The sequence below is a fragment of the Kitasatospora aureofaciens genome, assembly GCF_001188955.3.
In the GTDB taxonomy this organism is placed as follows: Bacteria; Actinomycetota; Actinomycetes; order Streptomycetales; family Streptomycetaceae; genus Kitasatospora; species Kitasatospora aureofaciens.
In genome coordinates, this window is the sequence record NZ_JPRF03000001.1 from 506,778 (window position 1) to 528,763 (window position 21,986).

Below are 21,986 nucleotides of genomic sequence, written 5' to 3' on the forward strand. Positions count from 1 at the left end.
ACGAAGAGGTGGTCGGTCCGGCCGCCCGTCGCAACTGCCTCGTCGGCTCGGGCAACTCGTAGGAGGCGAATTCGCATGCGGTTGGAGATCACCGTGGGCCTTGACGGCTCGGCCGAAAGCCTGTCGGCCGCCCGGTGGGCAGCGCGGGAGGCCCAACTGCGGGGACTGCCCGTACGGCTGGTGCAGCTGTGGCTGCTCAGCCCTGTCGCGGCGCCGCACCTCCCGAGCGGGGAGGTTCGGACAGCCGTGGGGCAGCGCATTCTCCGGGGCGCGGAGAGCGAGCTGCGCGGGCACTACCCGGACGTTTCCTTCACCACCGAACTGCTGCCCGCCGCCACTCCCGCCGCCCTGCTGTCCGCCGCAGGCGACGAGCAACTGCTGGTACTCGGCTCACAGGGCATCGGTACCGGAGGGGGCTACCTGTGTCGTCACCCTGACCGGGACGGTCGAACGCAAGAGCCTCGTCCCCATCATCGAGCGCCTGTGCCGCGGCGTCGACGGAGTCGTGGCCGTCCACCAGACGCTCCACCACACGTCCGACGACAGCCACATCGACATCGGCACCGCCGCGACACGCGGCATGCCCGGACCACACTCCGCAGCCCACCACCCGAAGTGACCGCACCCGAGTTCCGTGCCCCGGACCGCCACGCCGCTTGGCAGCCACGGCGATGCCGACATCCCCTGCCCGCGGGACGCGCGGACAGGGCCCGCACCTGACGCTGCTGGGCGTGGGCGCCATGAACTCCCCCCGGTACGCGCCCGCCGGACTTCTGCTGCGCCACGGCCGGAGTGCCGTGGCCTTCGACGGCGGCCCGGGCGCCGAACCCCCGGTGTGCCTGGACGCTTGGCTGGTGACGGACGAACACGCGGAACTCCGGTCCGCCCTGCACCGAATGGCAGCCGAGCACAAACTCGTCCCCCAGGCGGGGGATCTCGACCTGGACGGGCTGGCCGTCCGGGCGTGTCCGGTCGTGCACACCTCGCATCCCGCCTGGGGCTACCGGATCGAGGCTGACGGCCTGGTGGCCGTGTGGGCACCGGAGTTCTGGAAGTTCCCCGCCTGGGCCGACGGAGCCGACCTGATGTTCGCCGAGGCCTCTGGCTGGGATCGGCCGATCCGTTTCCGCGGCGGTGTCGGCGGTCACATGAGCGTCCGCGATGTCGCCACCGAAGCCCAGCGGCGGGGCGTGCGGTGGCTGGTGTTCGCCCACATCGGCCGCCCCAGCCTGCGTGCGATCGATGCCGGCCACCGGCCACCGTGGGGCGAATGGGGGAGCGAGGGCCGCACCTACACACCCACCCACGTCCCAACCGGCCGCAAGACGGGCGAGCGTAGCCCCCGTCGCCAGACGGACTGCCACGCTGATAGGGACCATCGGCCCTGTCAGCGCGTGACAAGGTCTTGTTCGCATAGTCGGCCCTGTCCGTTCAGGGCCGGTCTTCGGGCCGATATGGGCCACCTGGACCATGACCGGCACGGGTCCGGGGTTCAAGGATGGAAGACAGCTCAGCCGATGCCTCAGGAACGGTGGGAGGCGGACGCCATGTCCACGCATCCGAGCCGGCGCAACCCGGTACGGCGGACCTCGGACCGCATCCAGTGGTGGCTCGCCCGCGTCCTGCTCGCCGTCATGGTCATCGGCCTTCCCGCCGCCGCGGTCAGTGCCGGCCTTCTGACCTACCGAGCCCAGATGCACACCGGGCACGTCGAGTCCTCGGCCCGGCACACCGTCACCGCGCACCTGACCGCCGCCGCGCCCGTCCCGTCGAACAACGACTACAGCCGGGTCCCGGCAACCGCCGCCTGGACGGCAGCCGACGGCACTACTCATACCGCCACCGTCCGGATGTGGCCCGGAGAACGGGCCGGTACCCCCGTCCCGCTGTGGGTCGACCACCAGGACACGGTCACCTCCGCGCCCCTCACCCGCGGCCAGGCCGCCGCGGCCGCCTGGACGACCGCCGCCATGACCGCCGGAACCCTCTCACTCCTGTGCCTGGCCGCCTGGAAGGGCTCGGTCTGCGTGCTGGACCACCACCGCTACGCCCAGTGGGACGCGGAGTGGAGCCAGGTCGAGCCGCGCTGGTCCAAGCGGCTTCCCAGCTGAGCGAGGCGGCGTGGCCGAGGATCGGACCGTCGCTTTTCGGTCGGATCGGGCCGACCGGCCCGCGGAGGCGGGGCGTTCGGCCACTGCCCGCTTGGGGGACAACATGTCCGACCGCGACAGGCCAGAGCACCTTCCGACAGCGTGAGGCGGGCGGACGAGCGGGCCCCGCCGGCCCCGGAAGCGGTCCGGCCAGGCCCCGCTCTGGTCGTGTGTCAGGTTCCTCTGGAGATCTCTATCCGTCGGGTCGGCTTCTCGACCTCACCGATCGGGGCCTTCACGGTCAGCACGCCGTTGTCGTAACTGGCCGTGATCTCCTGCTCCTTCACGCCTTCGGGCAGCCGGATGCTGCGGGTGAAGGAGCCGTAGCGGAACTCGGAACGCTGTTTCTCCTTCTTCTCCTCGCTGCGTTCGGCGTGGACGGTCAGGACCCCGCCCTCGAAGGTGATCTCGACGTCCTTGTCCGGGTCGATCCCCGGAAGCTCGGCCTTCACCACGTAGGCCCCGTCCTCCTCGGACTCCTCGACCCGGATGAGGTGTTCGCCCATCCGCAGGTCCGCGGGAAAGTCCTCGAACAGCTCCGAGAACGACGGCCACCAGTGCGCACGCCGCTGAAGCAGATCGCCGGCCATCTCGCATCCTCCTCGCTCGGCTGATCCCTTTCCTCCATGCTGCTGCGCCGACCGCGAGGCCGCGATCGGAGCCAACCGTCCGGCATCAACTCCCGTCTCCGGTCGGAGTGTTCACATGCTGTGACAGTGCGCTACGGCTGCGGCCCCGATCGGGGGCAGGCGGCCGACACGCGACTCCGGGCAGCACCGCGGCCCCAAGCTTCTGAGGCTGTGCTGCGCCGCGGCCCTCCGGCGGGTTCAGCCCAGTGCCACATTCCCGGAGTGCGGCAGGGTCGGCGGGCCCGGTCGGCCCTGCCTGCGGTGTTCCCGGTGGCGGACGATGGGGACGGAGGTACGTGATGATCACGCGCAGTCGCTTCCCCGCCCGGCATCCGACCGGGCGGGCCAGACCCGGGCCACCGTCCGACCCGCCGAAGCCCGCGCCGAAGCCGGCGCAGGAGCCACCGAGCTGGCGGCGGTGGATCCTGCCGATCGCCGTGGCTGTGACGCTGTTCGTCCTGCTGTCCCGGGCTCCGTCCGGAACGGGGACGCGCTACGCCTACACGGACTTCACCGGCAGGGTGGACGCGGGCCAGGTCAAGACCGTCGAGATCACCGACAAGGGCGCGGTCAGCGGCACCCTCAAGGACGGCATCAAGTTCACCGGTGCCCTGCTGGGCTCCGTCAGCCAGCAGTGCGCCCAGCACGCCCCGTGTCCAGTCGTGATCGTGCGCGGTCGCTGACGCAGAGCCGCCGCGCCTGCCGAACGCGGGTCACCGCCTGGCTTCCTCGGACGCCCCGTCGGTCGGCCCGGTGGCCTCCGCGGGCCAGGGCCACCCGGTCCCGTGTCCGGCGGCGCCTCGGGCCCCGGCCCGGTTCGCGCGACACGAATTCCAGGGCAGGCCAAGGCCGTCGGCGGTGGCAGGCGTCTGCTCCGATGCCGGTTCTGCGCCCCGCCCCGCGGTATCCGCGGAGACCGCCGATCGGTCGTACGCCGGGATCAGCGCGGGGTGGTCCCAGTCGCGGCAAGGCGTCTGCGGGCCAGCCGGTCGAGGACCTCGGCGGTGACGATCCCGGCCAGTCGGCCGTCGTCCAGGACGAGGACCGGTGGCGGAGCGGCCGCACGGTCCAGGACCTCGACGAGATCGTCCTGCGGTGCGGCGGTCAGGCATCGCGACAGCGGTGTGGCGAACTCGCGGGCTCGCACCTCGCCACGGTGGGCGGGCGGGACCGCTGTGAGGCGGCGCAGGTCGAGCAGGCCGCTCGCTCGGCCGTCGACGTCGACCAGGGGGACCACCGGCTGGTGAGCGGCGCGGGCGGCGGGGTCGGCGAGGAGGCGGTCCGCGGTGAGCCAGTCGGGCGCGGCGGTCGCGGGGATCATGGCCTGGCCGATCCGGACGCCGCGTAGCGCGGCCACCAGCGCGGCGCGGCGGACCTCGGCCGTGGCGGAGGACCACATGAACAGGCCGATGAGGACGAACCAGATTCCGGCTCCGTTGCCGTAGAGCAGTTCTACCCAGCCGGCGGCTGACAGCAGGAGGCCGACGGCCTGGCCGGCCCGGCCGGCGACGCGCTCGGCGCGTTCGCGGTCGCCCCGGCGCCACCAGACCGCCGCCTGGAGGAGTCGGCCGCCGTCCAGGGGCGCGGCGGGCAGCAGGTTGAACGCACCGAGCAGCAGGTTGGTCCAGCCGGTCCACAGCAGTACCGCCGAGGGCATCGCCCAGTGCACGGTGTGCAGCGCGCCGAGCCCGGCGGCCAGGGTCAGCCCACCCAGTACCAGGCTGGTGAGCGGCCCGATCCCGGCGACGGCGAACTGCAGCCGTGGGCTCGGGGGACGTCCCATCCGCGTGACGCCGCCGAGCGCGAAGACGGTCATGTCGTCGACGCGAATGCCCGCGCGGCGTGCGGTGACCGCGTGGGCCGTTTCGTGCAGCAGCAGGCTCACGGTGAGCAGCAGGGCCCCGGCCAGGCCGGCGAAGCCGTAGGCGGCGGAGGAGCGGCCGGGGACCCACGCGGGGAGCGTCTGCCCCGCCAGGCCGACGCCGAGGAACAGGATCAGGACGGGCGCGCTCCAGTGGATCCGCAGCGGTATGCCGAAGACCCTGCCCAGCCGCACGGACCCGTGCATCCTGACCTCTCCCAGGGCTCGCCGAACGCCTTCGAGCCTCCACTGTCCTCCCGCCGCGAGGGCTGGCACAGGGCCTTACGGGCCTGTTGCCAGGACTGCCGGGCCCAGGACCGCCGCCTCATGCTGCCGGGAGCTGCCCGGCCGGATCGCGGCCGGAGATACGGGTGCCGATGTCGCGGTCCTGGCAGATCGCGCGCATCGCACCGGGTGGGACGCCGAGTTCGTGCACCGCGAGGATCTCCTCGGTGAGGTGCACGAGGCTGACCGGGGCCGTCCCCCGGCCAGCTTCGCCCGTAAACGCATCACCGCTGAGCTTCACCACGACCCGCCGGTACCGGCCCGTCGTGCCCGCCGTCTCCCGCCCGAGTCCGGGCGCCTAAGCCGCAGGGGTGACGAGTGACCGCAGATCGTGCGGAAGCGTGTCGAAGACGTGCTCCAGCTGCTCCGGTGGGATGTGCAGGAACACGGCTCGGGTGACAGCGCGGACGATGTCCTCAGCGTCCTCGGTCGGGAGGGAGGCCTCGTGGGAGAAACGGTCGAGGTACTCCTGCCGCTCGAACTTCGCCGGTGTGGGGTGCGGGTTCCAGCCCTCGTAGAAGACGCCCCGGACGAGGGACGGCAGCTGCGCGCCGAGGTGAGCCACGACGTCGGTCGGGAGCCGGTCGCGGTGCTCCTCCATGAGCCGCAGGACCTCGTCCTGGTCGGCGTCCGCGTCGACGGTGACCGGCTTGCCCTGGGCGAGCTCGCTCGCGGGCGTGGTCCTCGGGTCCCGACCCTCGGCGAGGCACTTCACCACAATGTCGCGGTCGGTGACGATACCGTGCAGCCGGTTGTCGGCGCCGCAGATCGGCAGCGCATCGAGTCCAGTTCGCGCATCCGCCGAGCCGCCGTCTCCAGCGTTTCGCTCTCCAGCACGCAGGTCGCCCCGGCGTGCATGATGTCCCGCGCAGCGCTCATGACTGCCGCCTCCTCGGTGGGGCGGGTTCGGGCGTGTGGGAGCGCGACCCGGGGACTGGCGAACCGCCGGAATCACGTCGAATGTGCCGATCCGTTCCGGCCAGGGCTCGTCGGACAGCGCCCAGTGGACGGGGGCCGTCCCCTCCAGAGTTGTCCCGGTTGTGGAGGCTTCGCATCCCGAGGGCCGGTCGTCGGGCACCTGACGCGTGTCTACCGGGGAGGGTAAGGCCTGCCGAGTGCTTCGTGGCCGTGTCCGCCTGCGGTACCTGGCACGGATTGCCTGCGGTGGTGCGAGGGATGAGCCTGGAAGGGTGAGCGGTTTCGGCCGCAGATGGGCACGAGGGGAGTTGTCGCCGGTGACCGGGCAGCGGGGGCCACGGAGCGGTCATCGGGCTGTGGCGCACACGGCGGACCTGCGAGTGGAGGCGTGGGCGCCGACTGCGGAGGGCTGCATCCGCGAGGCGGTGCGCGCCGTGGTCGAGGGCTTCGCGGACACCTCCGGGGCCCGGCCGGCCGGGGGCGCGTGTGCGGCGGTCACGGCGGACAGCGACGAGGATCTGCTGGTGTCCCTGGAGGAGGAGGTCATCTACCGGATGGACGTCGACGGCGAGATCCCCCTCGACACGGAGGTCGAAACGGTCCGCGCCGCCGGGGACGGCCGGGCGGTGTCGGTCCGCTTCACGATGCGGAAGCCGACACCGCCGAGCAGATCGGGGCGGTACCCAAGGCCGTCTCGCTGCACGGTCTCCACCTGACCGGCGGCCGCGAGGGCTGGAGCTGCCAGGTGACGCTCGACGTCTGAACACGATGGGGAAACGGGGCGGAGGAATGGCGCTCACGGTGGCACTGGCCGGTGACACGATGCTCGGGCGCGGCGTGGCCGAGCAGCTGCGGCGCTCGCCGACGCCGCAGGCACTGTTCGCCACAGAGGTACGGCAGGCACTCGCGGAAGCCGATCTCGTCGTGCTCAACCTGGAGTGCTGCATCTCCGGCCGGGGGAACCGCTGGCCGAACCCGTACAGGCCGTTCTTCTTCCGCGCCCCTCCCGCCGCCGCCGACGTGCTCGCCGGGCTGGGCGTGGACTGCGTGACCCTGGCCAACAACCACGCCCTGGACTACGGCTACGACGCCCTCGTCGACACCCGTGGCCTGCTGGAGCGCGCAGGCGTTCGCACGGTGGGTGCAGGTCGGGACGTTCTGGCGGCACGGGAGTTCGCGGTGCTGGAAGCAGGCGGGGCGCGGCTGGCGGTGGTCGGTGTCACGGACCACCCGGAGGACTACGCGGCCGGCGGGCAGCGTCCGGGGGTGGCCTGGGCCGACCTTCACAGTGGCGTGCCCGACTGGCTGGCTTCGCTGGTGGCCCGGGCCGCGCGGGAGACGGATGTCGTGCTGGTCACGGCGCACTGGGGCCCCAACATGACCTCGCGGCCGCCGGCACACGTGCTCGCGGCGGCCCCACAGCTGCTGGCGGCCGGTGCGACGCTGGTCGCCGGGCACTCCGCCCACGTCTTCCACGGCGTCGCCGACCGGATCATCTACGACATGGGCGACTTCGTCGACGACTACGCCGTCCACCCGGCGCTGCGCAACGACCTGGGGCTGCTGTTCCTGGTCACTTTCGACGGGCTCGAGCCCGCACATCTGGCCCCGGTCCGGCTGGAGGCGCTGCCCCTGTTCCTCGATTTCTGCCACACCCGCCTTGCTCGCGGCGAGGAGTGGGAGTGGATTCGCGGGCGGTTCACCGCCGCCTGCGCCGAGTTCGGCACCGACGTGGGCGAGCGGGCCGGGCGGCTGACGGTCGACTGGAGATGAGTGACGTGGAGATCACGCTTGTCGAGGAGAGCCCCTACCGCTTCCGTATCGAGCAGAGGGATCAGATGCGGGTACCCGGGGTGGTGTTCGCGTCCAGGGAACTGCTGCCGCAGGCTGCGGGCGACAAGGCGTTGGAACAGGTGGCGAACGTGGCGACCCTGCCCGGCATCGTCCGCGCCTCCTTCGCCATGCCGGACGTGCACTGGGGCTACGGCTTCCCGATCGGCGGGGTGGCCGCCACCGACATCGCCCACGGAGGGGTCGTCTCACCCGGCGGCGTCGGCTTCGACATCTCCTGCGGCGTACGGCTGCTGGCAGCCGGCATCGACCGCGAGGAACTCGGCCACCACCGGATGCGGCACCTGATGGACATCCTGGACACCACCATCCCGCGCGGCATGGGACGCGGCGGCCTGTGGAAGCTGTCGGGCACCGAGGAGATGGACGACCTGCTGGTCGGCGGCGCCCGCTACGCCGTCGAGCACGGCCACGGCGTCCCACGCGACCTGGCCCGCTGCGAGGACCACGGCGTCCTCGCAGGCGCCGCCCCCGGACAGGTCGGCAACCGGGCCGTGGAACGCGGCCTCCACCAGGTCGGCAGCCTCGGCAGCGGCAACCACTTCCTTTGAAGTACAAGCCGTCGACCACCTCTACGCCCCCGACGTCGCTGCCGCCTTCGGTCTGCACACCGGCCAGGTCTGCGCCATGATCCACTGCGGCTCACGGGGCCTGGGCCACCAGGTCTGCACCGACCACGTCCGCACCATGGACCGCTCGATGCACCGCTACCGCATCGTCGTCCCCGACCAGCAGCTCGCCTGCACGCCCGTCGACTCCCCGCCCGGCCGCGACTACCTCGGCGCGATGGCCGCAGCCGCCAACTACGCCCGCGCCAACCGGCAACTGCTCGCCGAGGCCACCCGCCGCGCCTTCGCCACGGCCGCCGGGGCGGGACTGGAACTGATCTACGACATCTCCCACAACACCGCCAAACTCGAGACACACGAGGTGGACGGCGTCGAACGACCGCTGTGCGTCCACCGCAAGGGCGCCACCCGCGCACTGCCGCCCGGCCACCCCGACCTGCCCGAGGACCTCGCCGACGCCGGCCAGCCGGTACTGGTCCCCGGCACGATGGGCACCGCCTCCTACGTGATGGTCGGCCTGCCCGGAAACGACGCCTTCCACTCCGCCTGCCACGGCGCCGGGCGCGTGTGGAGCCGCCACCACGCGCTGCGCATGGTGCGCGGCGAGCGGCTGCGCGACCAACTGGAGGCGAGCGGCATCGCGGTGCGCCCGTCGTCGTGGCGCGGGCTCGCGGAGGAGGCGCCCGAGGCGTACAAGGACGTCGACGCCGTTGCCGCCGCCACCGAGGGCGCGGGGCTCGCCCGGCTCGTCGCCCGCCTGGTGCCGCTGGGTGTTGTTAAGGGCTGACGATGGTCGCGGCGGAAGGCGGCCCCGATCGCCGGGTCACCCGGCGGTGATGAGCCAGGGGCTTGGAGAAGATCTGAGCCCGGGAAGGGGGTGGCCGCGTCCTGCCTGGTGCCCCGGGCGCTGCCGAGCCAGGGGCTGCCCGAGGTGGATGCGGGGGCGTGGAGCGGCGGGTGCGTCAGCCGCGCAGCAGAAGGGTGTCCAACGGCTCGCCGCCGTGCGGCAGAGCGATGGCTTCGGCGAGCAGCGGCGCCACGGTGCGTACGCGGTGGGGCAGCGTGGGGATACGGGGCGGGGGGACGGTGTCGGCGACCACGAGGCGGCTGATCGGTAGCCGGGCGAGCCGGTCGGTGGCGCGGTCCCCGAGCAGGGGGTGGGTGGCGGCGACGGTGATGTCCGGTGCCGCGTCATGGGCCAGCAGGACCTTGACGGCCGCCCTGACGGTGCCGCCGGTGCTGATCATGTCGTCGACGATCACCGCGGGCCGGACGACGACATCGCCGACCAGTTCCTCGGCCTTTACGTTGCTGCCGGACAGGCGGGTCTTGCGGACGATGGCGACCGGCCGGCCGAGCAACTCGCCATAGTGTTCAGCGAGTTTGACGGCGCCGAGGTCGGGCGAGACCACCACGGCGGCTGCGGGTGTGTGCTCGGCCAGCGCGGCGGCGAGCAGCGGTACCGCGCTGAGCGTCTCGACGGGGATGCTGCTCATCGCTTCGAGGGTCGGGGTGTGGGGGTCGACGACGACCAGCCGGTCGGCACCGGCGGCCGCCAGGGCGTCGAGCGCCACGCGGGCGCCGACCGACTGCCCGGCCCGGGTGCGGCGGTCCTGGCGGGCGTAGCCGAAGTAGGGGACGACGGCGGTGACTCGGCGCGTGCCTGCGCGGCGGCATGCGTCGAGGAGCAGCAGGAGTTCGATCAGGTGCTCCTTCACGTCGCGACCGGTGGGCTGGACGACGTACACGTCCTCGCCGCGGACATGGCCGACGACGGGCTGCAACTCGCCGTCGGGAAAGCGTTCCACCTCGCATTCGACCGGCTCGGTGCCGAGTGCCTCCGAGACGGCGTCGCCGAGCGTGGGATGGGCCGTGCCCGGGAGGATCCGTGGGTTCGTCATCGCGCCTCCCGCGTGTTCCCGGCTGTCGCGGGCCGTCTGTGCGAGCTCACCACAGCGGTACGGCGAGCGGTCGGTCGGCGTCGTGGGCGCGGGCCCGGACGGTCATGGCTTCCCTGTACTCCGCCGGTGCGATCAGCCCGGCCAGCAGAGCGGCGGCGAACAGGCGCTCCACCTCGTCCCCGCTCACCGCCGGGGCGCCCGCCGTGGCTCCCAAGCGTCCCGCGGTCGATCCGGCCCACCCGCTGGGGTGTCACCGGCCACGCATCGGTGACCGGATCGTGTTCGACAAGTTACTGCAACTGCTGCGGTTCGGCTGCTCGTACCAGGCGATCGCCGACACCACCTGCTCGGCGACCACCATCCGCAACCGCCGCGACGAGTGGATCCGGCTTGGCGTCTTCGCCCGGCTCAAGCAGATCGCGCTGGAGCCCTACGACCGGATCGTCGGGCTGGAGCTCGACCGGATCGCCGTCGACGGCTCGACCACCAAGGCCCCCGGCGGCGGCGAGGTCGCCGGGCGCTCACCGGTCGACCGCGGTAAGCAAGGCCTGAAACGCTCGGGCATGACGGATGGTTTTGGAATTCCGCTCGGCAGGGTCCTCGCCGTAGCGAACCGCCACGACTCCCCGCTGCTCGCCCCGACCTTGGACCTGCTGGAGCACCTGGGACCGCTGCCCGACGAGATCACCGTGCACCTGGACGCCGGCTACGACTCGGACAAGACGCGCACCGAACTGGCCGCCCGCAACCTGCACGGCCGCATTGCGCACAAGGGCGAGAAGGCGCCGATCCAGGCCAGCGAGCGGTGGCACGTCGAGCGCACGGCAGAACGCCTTGCATCGACTTGCCCGTTGCTACGAGCGCCGTGCGAACGCTGCCAACGCCTTCTTCGACCTCGCGGACACGATCATCACGGTTCGTAACCTGATCCGCCGGGCCTGGACCACCCACCGCTGGGACCACCGCCCCAAACGACGCCCATGAGCCCCGCCCATCTGCCCGGCCTCTTCCGCGCAGACCGTTCGGCGCTGATCAGCAGCCCTGTTGTGGTTCAGGCGCCGCGGGTGTCGTAGGTCTCGCGGTTGGCCAGCACCTCGTCCATGTGCACCTCGGCCCATGCCTTGAGGCCGCGCATCATCTCGTACAGCGACAGGCCGAGATCGGTCAGCTCGTAGGACACCGTGACCGGCACGGTCGGCACGACGGTGCGGGACACCAGGCCGTCGCGCTCCAGGGAGCGCAGCGTCTGGGTGAGCATCTTCTGGCTGACGCCGGCCAGCAGGCGCTGCAGCTCTGAGTAGCGCATCACCCGGGGCCCGCCGGCGCAGCAGGCGCCGGGCTGATGCGCGCTGTCGCTGCCGAGCGCGGCCAGGATCAGCGTGACCCACTTGTCCGAGATCCGGTCGAGCAGCTTGCGGCTGGGGCAGGCCGCCACGAAGGCGTCGTACTCCACCTTGGCCTGTGCCCTTTGCTGGGCTGCCGTCATCGTCGCCATGGACCGTTCCTCTCACCCGCAGGTGCCCTACGCACTTCGAAGTGCCTACTTCCCGATATAAAGCTACGCACTAATAGTGGTGCAAGGCGCCGTCAGGCACCATCCCCTGGCTCGACACGAAAGGCACACCATGCGCACCTCCTCCGCCTCGCTTCCCGGCGGCACCTGGACCCTGGGCGACCTGACCGTCACCCGGTTCGGCTACGGCGCCATGCAGCTCGCGGGCCCCTGGGTCATGGGTCCGCTCGCCGACCGCGACGGGGCACTCGCCGTTCTCCGCGAGGCCGTCGGCCTCGGCATCACGCACATTGACACCGCCGATGCCTACGGGCCGCACGTCACCAACCAGCTGATCCGCGAAGCGCTGCACCCGTACTCCGACTCGCTGCACATCGTGACCAAGGTCGGCGCGACCCGCGACGAGGAGGGAGGCTGGCCTCCGGCACGATCAACGCTCGCGATACCCTTCTTCAGGTCTCCGGTCTCGTCCACGACCAGGACGGCACCTTCATCGCGCAGGTGCTCGACCACGAAGTCCCGGATATCGTCCCGTACTTGATCAGCGTTCCACGACGCCCGGCGAGCAGGTGCTGCATCCCGGCCGGATTCGCGTCGCCGGCGTGCTCGGCGATCGTCCAGCAGTTCTTCCTCGGTAGGTCCGCGAGCAGGCCCAGCACGAACGCCCGCGCCCGGCGACGCGGTTCCACCCGGGCGAACCGGCCGGCCACCTTACCCATCAGGCCCTCGAATACCGCCTGCCACCGGGCAGGGTCTACGCTGTGGCCCACGGCCACCGGCTGATCTTCGTTTGTCGACACAACTCACGATGATCAACGGTGGCTGTCTCCATCGGCGGACCGGCCCGACCCAGCAAGATCAAGATGCGCGGCTGGAGTACTAGGATGCGCCGTCGCCGGCAGTCTCGCTGCGGTGCGACTCGAGGCGGTCGACCGCTTGCTCGCTCCATGCCCGGATGACTGATGCCTGCTCGGGGGTCAGTGAGTCGAGGAAGTGGCGGCGGATGTTGCCGCCGTGCACGAGGATGGCACTCTGGGCGGCGCGGCGCCCCTGGGCGGTCAGCCCGATCCCCGCACGGCGACCATCCGCCCCGTACTGGGTGCGCTTGACGAAGCCGCGTTTTTCCATCCTCGTCAGCTGGTGTGAGACGCGGCTCTTGTCCCAGTCGAGGGACTCGGAGAGCTCGCCGACCCGCATCTCGCTGCCGGCGGCCTGCCACAGCGTCACCAGCACGCTGAACTCGGGCTTCGAGATATCGCAGTCACGCTGTAGACCACGCTCCAGCTCCTTGGTGAGCAGGCGCTGCGCGCGCATCCAGGTATCCCAGAACTCCCACTCCTCCGGTTCCAGTGATCGAGTCTCTGTCATGTCATCGAGAATATCCCCGACCAGCGGAGTTGTCACGTCAACTCTAATCGACCTAGAGTTGACACATCAACTCTCTCGAAGGGAAGACCATGACACTTCGCATCGCACTCATCCTCGGAAGCACCCGCCCCGGACGCCGCGGCGACCAGATCGCCGCCTGGGCACTGGAGGTCGCCCGTGCCCACGGCGGTGCCGACTACGAACTCGTCGACCTCGCCGACCACAACCTCGGCAACCTCGACGAGCCCGGCAACCCGAACCTCCAGCAGTACCAGCACGACCACACCCGTGCCTGGGGCGCACTCATCGACAGCTTCGACGGCTACGTATTCCTCGTCCCCGAGTACAACCACTCCTACCCCGGAGCGCTGAAGAACGCCCTGGACTACGTCTACCGGGAGTGGAACGACAAGGCCGCCGGGATCATCAGCTACGGCGGCTGGGTCGCCGGAGCCCGGGCCGCCGAGGCGCTGCGGCTCGTCCTCGCCGAACTCCAGGTGGCCACGGTCCGCGCCCAGCCCACCATCTCGACACACCCCTCGTTCCACACCGGCGCCTTCGTCCCCCAGGAGGGCCTCGACACCGCCATGGGCGGCATGCTCGACCAGGTGATCGCGTGGTCCGGTGCGCTGCGCGAGGTGCGCGAGGCCAAGAGGCAGACGGCCACGGCTGCATGAGGCCCAGTTCGTGGCCGATCGCGTGCTAGGACGTGGCGAGCCGACGGACGCTGCAAGGAGGCACTGAAGCCCCTACCACCGGCTGCCGATGGACATGATGATCAACGGAGGCTGAAGCCCGAGTTCGACAGTTTGCGGGCATACGAGAGCCTGGCGGCCCCTTGATCTGCTGAAATTCGTCTGCCGGGCGTGTGCCTACAGGTCGCGGTCGGGGCCGTGGCCTGGGAGGTTGGAGGACAGATTGCGTCGCGGGTCGCCATGGCCGAATCGACGAAACATGACGGTTCGTCCGGAACTCTGATAGTTCGTCACATAGCTCCCGATGAATCATTGTCAGCAAAACCCGCACTGCGACCTCCGCGTGGGCATGCGAGATCAACTACGTTGCCGCAGGTCAGTCGCGTGGCGAGCCCCGTGTGCCCACCGACTGTCGAAGTCGGGCGAAGCCATCTCTGCACCGGCCCTGACCAGCAAGATCACGATCTACAGCTGGAGTACTAGCCGAGCAGGGGATCGCCTACATGCCCTTGTTCCCCCTCGGCGGCTTCACCCCGCTGCAGTCCTCGGCGCTCACGGCCGTAGCCACCCGGCTGAACGCGACGCCGAGGTCCGTCGCCCTGGCCTGGCTGCTGCAGCGGTCGCCGAACATCCTGCTGATCCCCGGCACCTCATCGGTGGCACACCTGCGCGAAAACGTCGCCGGTGCGGCACTTCCGCTCTCCGAGGACGATCTCGCCGAGCTTGACAAGATCGGCTCCTGATCCCACGGCGCTACACAGCGGGTGGGCCGGATCGACCGCGGGACGCTCGGACAGCAGCGCCGCGAATTGGTCCCACAGCGGGTCAGTCAGCCATCCTCGAAGGACGGGCACAGGTCTCCCCAGTGATCACAGAGCGTCGCAACTCCATGATCACGGACACCTGTGCCCGCCTCACTACCCGGCACCCCACCCCGCCTACCTGCGCAGCCCCTTGTTCGACCAGCCTGCCAGGCGGTTCCGGCGAAGGCAGCGGCTGAACGCCCCGACCCTCGGACGCTGCCCGACGCTTCGCTACTGCCGGTGATGGAACGGTTGGTACGCGCCGCCCCCGGAGTGGTGGACGCCGACGTCAGGCTCGTCGCACCCGACTGAGCCGGCTCCACCGTCGCCCCCGCGGACGGATGGGGCGGGCCCGCTCAGCCGCCCCGGTCGCGAACCGTTCGTTGCCGCGCCTCGATCGACCGGCGGACGCTGTCGGTGAGCGCACGCAGCCGCTCGGAGATGACGGCCGGCGGCTGCTGCGGGTCGACGATGCGGCGGGCGGCGTCCGGGAGTTCGGCGAGATCGGCGTCGAACATGGTGCGGGCTTCGGTGAGTGACCGGGCAGGGCAGGTGCGGCGGCCGTTCGCCATCACGGTCTCCAGCAGCGGCCGGGTGCCTGTGCGCAGGCTCGTCGACCAGTGCGACGGTGTCGGCGAATCCGGGCGCTCGATGAACCTGCTTGGCACCGGGGGCGGTCACTTTGCCGGTGGAGAGTTTCATCATCGGCCGGCCGTCGTAGGCGACCAGTTTGTAGGCCGCGTCCAGGTACGGCGCGTCGGCGGCCACCCCGACCAGGGTCCCGACGGCGAAAACATCGATCGGCGCGCCCGTGCGCACCAGCTCCTCCACCGCGTACTCGTCCAGCCCACCGCTCGCGGTGATCCTCACCCCGGGCAGCCCGGCCTCGTCCAGGATCCGCCGGGCGGAGACGGCCAGGGCCCCGAGGTCGCCGCTGTCGAGCCGCACCGCGCAGCCCTCGTGCAGCCCGAGCTCGCGCAACACCCGGGCGGCGACCGCCACGCCGGCCTCCGTGTCGTAGGTGTCCACCAGAAAGGTCACCGGGCCGGGGTGGGCCCGGGCGAAGGCCCGGAACGCCTCGGCCTCGTCGTCGAACGCCTCGATGTACGAGTGCGCCATCGTGCCCACCGCCCGCAGACCGTACCGGCGCGAGGCAGCCACGTTGCTCGTCCCGGCGAAGCCAACCAGCGCACCCAACCGGGCCGCCTGCTCGCCCGCCGACACGCCATGACTGCGGCGCAGCGAGAAGTCCACCACCGGCCGACCTGCCGCCGCGAGCACGCACCGCGCCGCCTTGGACGCCACCGCCGTCTGGTGGCACACCTGGTTGAGCAGGAACGACTCCACCAGCTGCGCCTCGGGCAGCGGCGCTGTCACCTCCAGGATGGGCTCGCCGGCGAGCACGATCCGCCCCTCGGGCACGGCCCGCACCTGGCCGGTGAAGCGCAGTCCGAGTAGCGGCTCCAGGTCCCGGTACGGCCGGCCGAGGGCGGCGGCGAAGGCCACGACGTCCTCCTCGTCCACCCGCAGCTCGGCGAGGAAGTCCAGCACCGGCTCCAGGCCGGCCGCCACCAGGAAGCCGCGGCCGGGCGGGAGCTTGCGCACGAACAGGTCGAACGTCGCCGGGGCGGTCATCTGCTCCCGCAGATACGAGTGCGCCATCGTCACCTCGTACAGATCGGTGACCTGAACTGTCGACATCGGTTCAACCTCCGGCTGCCAGGGCGTGGACTGCGGGGTGATCGCCCGCCGGTTCGAGTCCGGTACCGGCAACTCGGCCGGTACCGGAACCGCGGCGGTGCCTCCCGCCGAAAACCCGACCCGTGCGACCCGTCCGCGCGTGGCGATTGCCCGGGTACTCCGATCTCACGAAGCGGACGCTTCCGGGCCGTCCCTTCCCTGCCCGCAGTCGCCCGTGGATGATGGGGGTCCTGTTTCGAGTACGAAGTGAAGGCTGGTGGACCATGAGTGACCACGTCCATGTGCGGCTCCGCGAGGGGCTCGGGGTGAACGATGACGGTGACCTGGTGGAGCAGTTCGCCTGTCGCTGCGGTGCGGTGTGGGCGAAGACCTACCCGCTGGAGGGCGGTCAGCCCGACCAGTGACCGGTGACGCGGCCTGGCTCATTGGAGGCCGGCGGTGGCCGTCAGTCTGCCGAGCTACGGACGACCACGACCGGGCAGGACGCGTGCTGCACACAGTACTGCCCGACGGAGCCCAACAGGGCGCCTTCCAAGCCGCCGAGACCGCGATGGCCGACGACGAGCAGGGACGCCTGCTCCTTGGCGGCGGCAAGCAGGACCCAGGCCGGGGTGCCCTCCCCGACCCTGAGCCGGATGTCCACCGGCGGCGCGCTACCCACCACCTTCCCGACGTTCTCGGTCAGCACCCTGCGCGCCACCTCCGCAAGGTGCGCCTCCTCACCGACCGGTACCGCGCTGCCCCACCCGGAGAACGGCGGCTCCCAGGCCATGACCGCCTCCACCACGGCGTGGGTGAGCTCGGCCTGCCGCACGGCCCAGCGCAGAGCCTGTCGGGACTGCTCCGAGCCGTCCACGCCGACGACGATCTTTCCCTCGAGAGCCGGTTCCTCAGCCATGGCCTCGTCCTTCCGATCGGCGCCCGGCAACGCCCCCTCTTCTGCAGGATCCTTCTCGCACGCCGGGTTCGCACGCGGACCCGGCGGGCCCGCCCGGATGTCCCGGCCAGGTGGACCGATCGGGCCCTGCCCTCCGCGGCCGCCGCGACGGGATGATGGGCGCGGAGGCTCGAATGCACCAGATGATCACGCCGAGGCGCTTTCCCGCCCGGCATCCGACGGGCCGGGCCAGACCCGGGCCGCCGCGCGAGCCGCCGAAGCCCGCCCCCACCCCTCCACCGGCCTGGCGGCGCCGCCGCGATCGCGATCACCCTCTGCTCATCCTGCTGTCCCGCAGCCCGTCGGGCAGCGGCACCCACTACAGCTACAGCGACTTCGCCGGGAAGGTCGACGCGGGCCAGGTCCAGACGGTCGAGATCACCGACAAGGGAGAGATCACCGGCGAACTCAAGGACGGAACCAAGTTCACCACCCAGATTCCGACCGCCCTGGACAGCAGCGCACTCACCACCCAGCTGAAGTCCCAGCACGTGGAGATCACCGCCAAGCAGAGCAGCAGCGGCAGCTCGTTCCTGTCGGTTCTGCTGATTTTCCTGCCGCTGATCCTCATCGGCGGACCGCCCCTCTGGTCCGGACGGACGGCAAGCCGGGCGATGACCGGAGGTCTCAGCGCGATCGGCCGCTCACGCGCGGAGATCATCGAGGCCGAGCGCCCGAGCACCCGGTTCGTCGACGTCGGCAGCTACGAAGGCGTCAAGCAAGAGGTCAGCGAGGTTGTCGACTTCCTGCGCAGCGAAGGGCCCGCGCGGCGTGATCATGGTCGGCCCGCCCGGCACAGGCAAGACCCTGCTCGCCCGCGCGGTCGCCGGAGAGGCCGAGGTCCCGTTCCTGTCGGTGACCGGCTCGGGCTTCGTCGAGATACTCGTGGGCGTCGGCGCCTTCCGGGTGCGCGACCTCTTCGACGAAGCGCGCAAGCGGGCACCCTCGATCATCTTCGTCGACGAGATCGACGCCGTCGGCGGCCGACGCGGTGGCGGCACCAGGCTGGGCGGCAACGACGAACGCGAGCAGACCCTCAACTAGCTGCTCGCCGAGATGGACGGCTTTGACCAGTCCACCGGCATCGTCGTCCTCGCCGCCACCAACCGCCCCGCCACCAACCGCCCCGACGCCCTCGACCCGGCGCTGCTGCGGCCCGGTCGGTTCGACCGCCAGGTCACCGTGCCACTGCCCAACCAGGCCGAACGCTCGGCCATCCTCTCCGTCCACGTGCAGGGCAGGACCCTGGCCCCGGCGTGGACCTGGATCGGATCGCCCGTGCCACCCCCGGCTTCTCGGGCGCGGACCTGGCCAACCTGGTCAACGAGGCCGCCATCAACGCGGTGCGCGCCGAGCGGTCCACCCTCACAGCCGGGGACCTGGACACGGCTCGCGACGGGGGTGCTTCTCGGACGGCGCGAGTCCTCCAACGCCCTGCTCCCGGAGGAACGCCGCTCAGTCGCCGTGCACGACAGCGACGGCGCCACCGGCGCCCGCTACTGGCAGCCCTCGAACGGCTACTGCGCACACCGGAGGAACTGTGAACCGCGACCAGGTCCTGCTCCTCGTCCGGGAGGCGCTCACCGAGATCGTCCCGGACGCGGACTTCACCAAGATCGGACCCGACACCGCCTTCCGGGAAGCCCTCGAACTCGACTCGCTGGACTTCCTGAACCTGGTCGAACGACTGACCGAGCACGCCGACTGCCGGATCGACGAGGACGGCTACCCCCGCCTGACCACCCTGAACAGCGCCGCTGCCTTCCTCGCTGAGCGGACCTGACGTACCCGTGCGGACGCGGAGAGTGGGGGAGTTCCGACTGCGACAGCTTCCGGGCGGCCCGGTCGTCCGCCGGACTGCGGTCATCAGCGCCTCTCCGGGCGGAGACGGCAAGGGCGCCGAGGTCCCCGCTGTCGAGGCGTAGTGCGCAGCCCTCGTGCAGTCCGGGTTCGCGCAGCAGGCGGCGGCCGCGACGTCGGCCTCAGTGTCGTAGGTGTCCACCAGCAGGCTGACCTGGCCGGGGTGGGCTCGGGCGAAGGCGCGGAGCACCTCGGCCTCGTCGCCGAACGCCCACGACTCGGCCGGTACCGTGACTCCGGCGGAGCGGACACCGGGACCGTGCGGACCTGGGTGATCACCGAGGTGGCCTGACAGGCCCTGGCCGACCGATGCCCGTACGGCGCACCGTGGAGGAACTACCGGGAAGGTGGGACGGATGACCACGAGCCAGCGGTCCGGGTGGCGGCGGCTGAGCGCAGAGGGCGTGGGAACGTTCTTCCTGGTCCTGGTCGCCGCCGGCGCGGGCGTGGTCGACGGCGTCACCGGCGGCCAGGTGGGCCGACCCGCCGCCGTGGTAGCCCCGGGACTGATGGTGCTGGCACTGATCTACACACTTGGCGAGACCTCCGGGGCCCACCTCAATCCTGCGGTGACCATGGCGTTCGCCGCTCGCGGGCACTTCCCGTGGCGGCGCGTTCCGGCGTACGTCGCCGCGCAGCTGGCGGGGGCGATCGCGGCGGCCGGTGTGCTGCGCGCGCTGTTCGGGACGGCGGGGCAGGTGGGCGCCACCCGGCCCGGGACAGGTATCGATACCGGTGCGGTGTTCGCGCTCGAGGTCCTGCTGAGCCTCGGACTGATGACGGTCATCCTCGGCACGTCCTCCGGGGCCCGGAACATCGGCCACAACGCGGCCATCGCCATCGGCGGCTACATCGCCCTGGCCGGACTGTGGGCGGGCCCCATCAGTGGAGCGTCCATGAACCCGGCCAGGAGTCTGGCACCGGTGCTGGTCGGCGGGCACGGCGGCCCCCTGTGGGTCTACCTGCTCGGGCCGCTGGTCGGCGCGGGCCTCGCAGTGCCGCTGGCCTGGGTCCTGCGCGGACCTCCCAGCGCCGAGGCCACCCACGCGGCCCAGGGCACCGACGAGATGGGCCCGCCCAACGAGCACCCCTCCGAGCCCGACAGCCGGTCGGGGTGAGCACCAGCCGGTCGGCCGAGCGGGCCCCGGCTTCGGTAGCCGTGTCACTGGCGGCTACGCGCCAGAGGCGCCAACGCTCGAAGTGCGAGCGGACACCGGACCGCACTCGGACGGGTCGCCCCCGGATCGGCGCTCGCCCTCGCCGTCCGCGGCTTCCTCCTCGGGCCTCACCTGCTGACCTGTGGAGCGACACGCGACGAGGCCGAGCGCGCGTACCCCGGGGACGAGCCGGTCCCGGACGCGGGCAGCACGTCGACGATGGCCCAACCCTTCCCGCGCCACCGGCGGAGGTGTGGCCGTGGCTGGCGCAGATGGGCTACGACCGCGCGGGCTGGTACAGCTGGAACCGGCTGGACGACGGGCCGAATCGGACGTGAAGCCCACCGGGGCCCAGCCGCGCAGGTGACGGATGGGGGGGCACCATGTCGTCGGACGGCGTCACCGCGTCGGGTCGTCGGCGGTACGGATCACGCGACCGCTGAGTTCGGTCGGCTTGATCCGGACCCACACGTCCCGCTCACCGCCCGCCCACGGCGACGGCTTGTCCTGTTGTTTCAGGTGTGCCAGCGCCGGCCGGTCGTCGATCCGGTGGGCGTCACCGGTGGCCAGCACGCTCCAGCCGGTGCGCAGCACCTCGTCGATCCGGTCGACCTCGAAGGCGACGCGCTGGCCGACGGTGGCGGCGAGCGGGCCGTCGGCAGCCGTGCGGAAGATCAGTGTGCCGTCCAGCACCCAGTAGTTGACCGGGAGGACGATGGGACCCGTTGCGGTGCCCAGGGCCACCCGGCCGACTCCGTCGGTGGACAGTCGCTCCCAGCACTCGGAACGTGCCAGCTCTTCCAGCACCGGGTGCGCGGCGGCGCTCGTGCGGCCGGGCGGCAGGTCGAGTCCGCCGCCCAGCAACTGCGTGACCGACGTGTCCAGCACGGCGGCCAGCCTGGCCAGTGCTCCCCTCTCGACGGCGGTGGGCGAGGTTTCCAGGTACTCCAGGTACCTCACCGCCATGCCTGCCCGGACTGCGGTCTGTTCCCGGCTGAGTCCCAGCTGCTCACGACGCAGCGCGACTCGCCTGCCGAGGTCGCCGGGGTTGCTCGGCATGGCCTGTTCCTGACCGCCGGTGGGTTCCTCGGGCCTGGCCGGCTCGCTCCGCTCCGTCTTCGAGGAGGTGCGCGGTCGTACGGACGGCCGGGGCGCCTGCCTGCTCGGGGCTTGCCGGGTGAAGTGGTGCAGGCGACTATCCGGACCGGGGAAGAACAGGGTGGAGTGCCCGGTGTCCGACCACAGGACTTCCCAGGGCGGTTCGCCGTCCGGCCGGTGCAGCGCGGTCACCCTTCCGTCGCGCCGCGGTACGCCGGGGCGCGTGCCTTCCACGATGACGCGGTCTCCGATGGCGGCTCTCATTGCGGTCTCCCAGGAGGATCTTCGGGGTGGAGCGCGGTGTCGGTCGTGGAGCGGACCACGCCGACCTCTACTCGGCGCTGAGTTAGGTCTCGGGGTCAGCGAGGATCATGCTGCCGGTCGTCGCGCCACCGTCGACGACGAACTCGTGACGTCCAAGGTGTGGAACGTCGTGGGCGGTCCGAGTTCGGCCGCGAGCGACTCACCTTCCTCGCGCAGGACGTCCGCGATGGTCACTGCCGCGCCCTCTGCTGCGAACCGGCGGGCGATCGCCGCGCGGATCCCGCGCGCGCCGCCCGTGACGATCGCGGCCTGCCGTCCAAGCGACCCATGACGGCCTCCTGTTCTCCGATGGCGCTACCACTTCCAGCCTGGGCAGCGGCGACACCAGCCGCACTTCGGACGGCCCGGTCTGCTCGCCGCCGGGCA

Annotated in this window: 24 protein-coding genes and 9 pseudogenes; 18 read left to right on the forward strand and 15 right to left on the reverse strand. The window is 71.4% G+C overall.

Annotated features, from left to right (window positions below):
- Positions 1–75 precede the first annotated feature (75 nt).
- Positions 76–720: a universal stress protein gene (locus HS99_RS48300; protein WP_170066658.1), complete on the forward strand. Its 645-nt coding sequence runs from the start codon at positions 76–78 to the stop codon at positions 718–720.
- An 827-nt stretch (positions 721–1,547) separates the two neighbouring features.
- Complete coding sequence (locus tag HS99_RS44490) at positions 1,548–2,111, forward strand: Rv1733c family protein (RefSeq protein WP_050366315.1); 564 nt, start codon at positions 1,548–1,550, stop codon at positions 2,109–2,111.
- A gap of 212 nt (positions 2,112–2,323) precedes the next feature.
- On the opposite strand, the gene HS99_RS02185 is transcribed toward HS99_RS44490, so the two are convergent.
- Positions 2,324–2,740 (reverse strand): Hsp20/alpha crystallin family protein, encoded by a 417-nt coding sequence (locus tag HS99_RS02185; RefSeq protein WP_030555660.1) that lies wholly within the window; start codon positions 2,738–2,740, stop codon positions 2,324–2,326.
- Positions 2,741–3,078: 338 nt separating this feature from the next.
- Between HS99_RS02185 and HS99_RS46125 the strand changes: the two genes are divergently transcribed.
- Positions 3,079–3,462 (forward strand): ATP-dependent metallopeptidase FtsH/Yme1/Tma family protein, encoded by a 384-nt coding sequence (locus tag HS99_RS46125; protein ID WP_030555658.1) that lies wholly within the window; start codon positions 3,079–3,081, stop codon positions 3,460–3,462.
- A 257-nt stretch (positions 3,463–3,719) separates the two neighbouring features.
- On the opposite strand, the gene HS99_RS02195 is transcribed toward HS99_RS46125, so the two are convergent.
- The 4 genes and pseudogenes from HS99_RS02195 to HS99_RS48090 all read right to left on the reverse strand — a co-directional run.
- Positions 3,720–4,847 (reverse strand): site-2 protease family protein, encoded by a 1,128-nt coding sequence (locus HS99_RS02195; protein WP_030555656.1) that lies wholly within the window; start codon positions 4,845–4,847, stop codon positions 3,720–3,722.
- A 118-nt stretch (positions 4,848–4,965) separates the two neighbouring features.
- Positions 4,966–5,169, reverse strand: coding sequence for a hypothetical protein (locus tag HS99_RS02200; protein ID WP_063737764.1), 204 nt, complete (start codon positions 5,167–5,169; stop codon positions 4,966–4,968).
- 54 nt (positions 5,170–5,223) lie between these two features.
- Positions 5,224–5,643, reverse strand: a complete 420-nt coding sequence (locus HS99_RS46130) for a DUF2267 domain-containing protein (RefSeq protein WP_050367043.1) — start codon at positions 5,641–5,643, stop codon at positions 5,224–5,226.
- A 33-nt stretch (positions 5,644–5,676) separates the two neighbouring features.
- Positions 5,677–6,003, reverse strand: a pseudogene (locus HS99_RS48090) (hypothetical protein); the annotation flags it as partial.
- Between the two features lie 196 nt (positions 6,004–6,199).
- On the opposite strand from HS99_RS48090, the gene HS99_RS02210 reads away from it, so the two are divergent.
- The 4 genes from HS99_RS02210 to HS99_RS47590 all read left to right on the forward strand — a co-directional run bounded on the left by HS99_RS02210 (position 6,200) and on the right by HS99_RS47590 (position 9,050).
- The gene (locus tag HS99_RS02210) at positions 6,200–6,559 is read left to right on the forward strand and encodes an archease (RefSeq protein ID WP_232790675.1); all 360 of its coding nucleotides are present in this window, start codon (positions 6,200–6,202) and stop codon (positions 6,557–6,559) included.
- 73 nt (positions 6,560–6,632) lie between these two features.
- Complete coding sequence (locus HS99_RS02215; RefSeq protein ID WP_030555655.1) at positions 6,633–7,616, forward strand: CapA family protein; 984 nt, start codon at positions 6,633–6,635, stop codon at positions 7,614–7,616.
- A 5-nt stretch (positions 7,617–7,621) separates the two neighbouring features.
- Positions 7,622–8,245, forward strand: a complete 624-nt coding sequence (locus tag HS99_RS47585) for an RtcB family protein (RefSeq protein WP_275937836.1) — start codon at positions 7,622–7,624, stop codon at positions 8,243–8,245.
- Positions 8,246–8,297: 52 nt separating this feature from the next.
- Positions 8,298–9,050 carry an RtcB family protein gene (locus HS99_RS47590; protein WP_275937837.1) on the forward strand — a complete coding sequence of 251 codons (753 nt, stop codon included), beginning with the start codon at positions 8,298–8,300 and terminating at the stop codon, positions 9,048–9,050.
- A gap of 175 nt (positions 9,051–9,225) precedes the next feature.
- Here HS99_RS47590 and HS99_RS02225 read toward each other — a convergent pair whose 3' ends face one another.
- Positions 9,226–10,164, reverse strand: coding sequence for a ribose-phosphate diphosphokinase (locus tag HS99_RS02225; protein ID WP_030555653.1), 939 nt, complete (start codon positions 10,162–10,164; stop codon positions 9,226–9,228).
- Between the two features lie 46 nt (positions 10,165–10,210).
- Positions 10,211–10,378, reverse strand: coding sequence for a hypothetical protein (locus tag HS99_RS44495; RefSeq protein WP_157881755.1), 168 nt, complete (start codon positions 10,376–10,378; stop codon positions 10,211–10,213).
- Here HS99_RS44495 and HS99_RS40525 point away from each other — a divergent pair.
- Positions 10,368–11,148, forward strand: a pseudogene (locus HS99_RS40525) (IS5 family transposase). The gene HS99_RS44495 and the pseudogene HS99_RS40525 sit on opposite strands and share 11 nt — an antisense overlap.
- A 67-nt stretch (positions 11,149–11,215) precedes the next feature.
- Here HS99_RS40525 and HS99_RS02235 read toward each other — a convergent pair.
- On the reverse strand, positions 11,216–11,659 hold the full coding sequence (locus HS99_RS02235) for a winged helix-turn-helix transcriptional regulator (protein WP_030555651.1): 444 nt from the start codon (positions 11,657–11,659) through the stop codon (positions 11,216–11,218).
- Between the two features lie 130 nt (positions 11,660–11,789).
- Between HS99_RS02235 and HS99_RS02240 the strand changes: the two are divergent.
- Positions 11,790–12,107, forward strand: a pseudogene (locus HS99_RS02240) (aldo/keto reductase); the annotation flags it as partial.
- A gap of 2 nt (positions 12,108–12,109) precedes the next feature.
- Here HS99_RS02240 and HS99_RS40530 read toward each other — a convergent pair.
- Both HS99_RS40530 and HS99_RS02245 read right to left on the reverse strand, forming a co-directional pair.
- Positions 12,110–12,396: pseudogene (locus HS99_RS40530) on the reverse strand (transposase); the annotation flags it as partial.
- Positions 12,397–12,556: 160 nt separating this feature from the next.
- Positions 12,557–13,045 (reverse strand): MarR family winged helix-turn-helix transcriptional regulator, encoded by a 489-nt coding sequence (locus HS99_RS02245; protein ID WP_030555647.1) that lies wholly within the window; start codon positions 13,043–13,045, stop codon positions 12,557–12,559.
- An 89-nt stretch (positions 13,046–13,134) separates the two neighbouring features.
- On the opposite strand from HS99_RS02245, the gene HS99_RS02250 reads away from it, so the two are divergent.
- Positions 13,135–13,722, forward strand: a complete 588-nt coding sequence (locus tag HS99_RS02250; RefSeq protein ID WP_030555645.1) for an NADPH-dependent FMN reductase — start codon at positions 13,135–13,137, stop codon at positions 13,720–13,722.
- A gap of 497 nt (positions 13,723–14,219) precedes the next feature.
- Positions 14,220–14,483: pseudogene (locus HS99_RS02255) on the forward strand (aldo/keto reductase); the annotation flags it as partial.
- Positions 14,484–14,498: 15 nt separating this feature from the next.
- Here the strand turns inward: HS99_RS02255 and HS99_RS46140 are convergent.
- Positions 14,499–14,594, reverse strand: a pseudogene (locus HS99_RS46140) (IS5/IS1182 family transposase); the annotation flags it as partial.
- Positions 14,595–14,899: 305 nt separating this feature from the next.
- Positions 14,900–16,244 (reverse strand): annotated as a pseudogene (locus HS99_RS02260) (nicotinate phosphoribosyltransferase).
- A gap of 263 nt (positions 16,245–16,507) precedes the next feature.
- Between HS99_RS02260 and HS99_RS44500 the strand changes: the two are divergent.
- Entirely contained in the window at positions 16,508–16,648 is a 141-nt protein-coding gene (locus HS99_RS44500; protein WP_170066659.1) for a hypothetical protein, read from the forward strand.
- A 41-nt stretch (positions 16,649–16,689) separates the two neighbouring features.
- On the opposite strand, the gene HS99_RS02265 is transcribed toward HS99_RS44500, so the two are convergent.
- Positions 16,690–17,142 (reverse strand): universal stress protein, encoded by a 453-nt coding sequence (locus HS99_RS02265; RefSeq protein ID WP_030555641.1) that lies wholly within the window; start codon positions 17,140–17,142, stop codon positions 16,690–16,692.
- Positions 17,143–17,324: 182 nt separating this feature from the next.
- Here HS99_RS02265 and HS99_RS47595 point away from each other — a divergent pair.
- The 6 genes and pseudogenes from HS99_RS47595 to HS99_RS02290 all read left to right on the forward strand — a co-directional run.
- Positions 17,325–17,633, forward strand: a pseudogene (locus HS99_RS47595) (ATP-dependent metallopeptidase FtsH/Yme1/Tma family protein); the annotation flags it as partial.
- Positions 17,634–17,952: 319 nt separating this feature from the next.
- Positions 17,953–18,312 (forward strand): annotated as a pseudogene (locus tag HS99_RS47600) (AAA family ATPase); the annotation flags it as partial.
- A gap of 125 nt (positions 18,313–18,437) precedes the next feature.
- On the forward strand, positions 18,438–18,725 hold the full coding sequence (locus tag HS99_RS47605; protein WP_275937835.1) for a hypothetical protein: 288 nt from the start codon (positions 18,438–18,440) through the stop codon (positions 18,723–18,725).
- Positions 18,722–18,964: an acyl carrier protein gene (locus tag HS99_RS02285; RefSeq protein ID WP_030555639.1), complete on the forward strand. Its 243-nt coding sequence runs from the start codon at positions 18,722–18,724 to the stop codon at positions 18,962–18,964. Before HS99_RS47605 ends, HS99_RS02285 begins: the two co-directional genes overlap by 4 nt.
- A gap of 240 nt (positions 18,965–19,204) precedes the next feature.
- Positions 19,205–19,333, forward strand: a complete 129-nt coding sequence (locus HS99_RS47610) for a hypothetical protein (protein WP_283809992.1) — start codon at positions 19,205–19,207, stop codon at positions 19,331–19,333.
- Between the two features lie 64 nt (positions 19,334–19,397).
- Positions 19,398–20,159, forward strand: a complete 762-nt coding sequence (locus tag HS99_RS02290; RefSeq protein ID WP_050367047.1) for an MIP/aquaporin family protein — start codon at positions 19,398–19,400, stop codon at positions 20,157–20,159.
- A 438-nt stretch (positions 20,160–20,597) separates the two neighbouring features.
- Here HS99_RS02290 and HS99_RS02295 read toward each other — a convergent pair whose 3' ends face one another.
- Together HS99_RS02295 and HS99_RS40545 are read right to left on the reverse strand one after the other, a co-directional pair.
- Positions 20,598–21,560 (reverse strand): pyridoxamine 5'-phosphate oxidase family protein, encoded by a 963-nt coding sequence (locus HS99_RS02295; RefSeq protein ID WP_030555634.1) that lies wholly within the window; start codon positions 21,558–21,560, stop codon positions 20,598–20,600.
- 105 nt (positions 21,561–21,665) lie between these two features.
- Positions 21,666–21,863: an SDR family NAD(P)-dependent oxidoreductase gene (locus HS99_RS40545; RefSeq protein WP_078938451.1), complete on the reverse strand. Its 198-nt coding sequence runs from the start codon at positions 21,861–21,863 to the stop codon at positions 21,666–21,668.
- Positions 21,864–21,986: the final 123 nt, after the last annotated feature.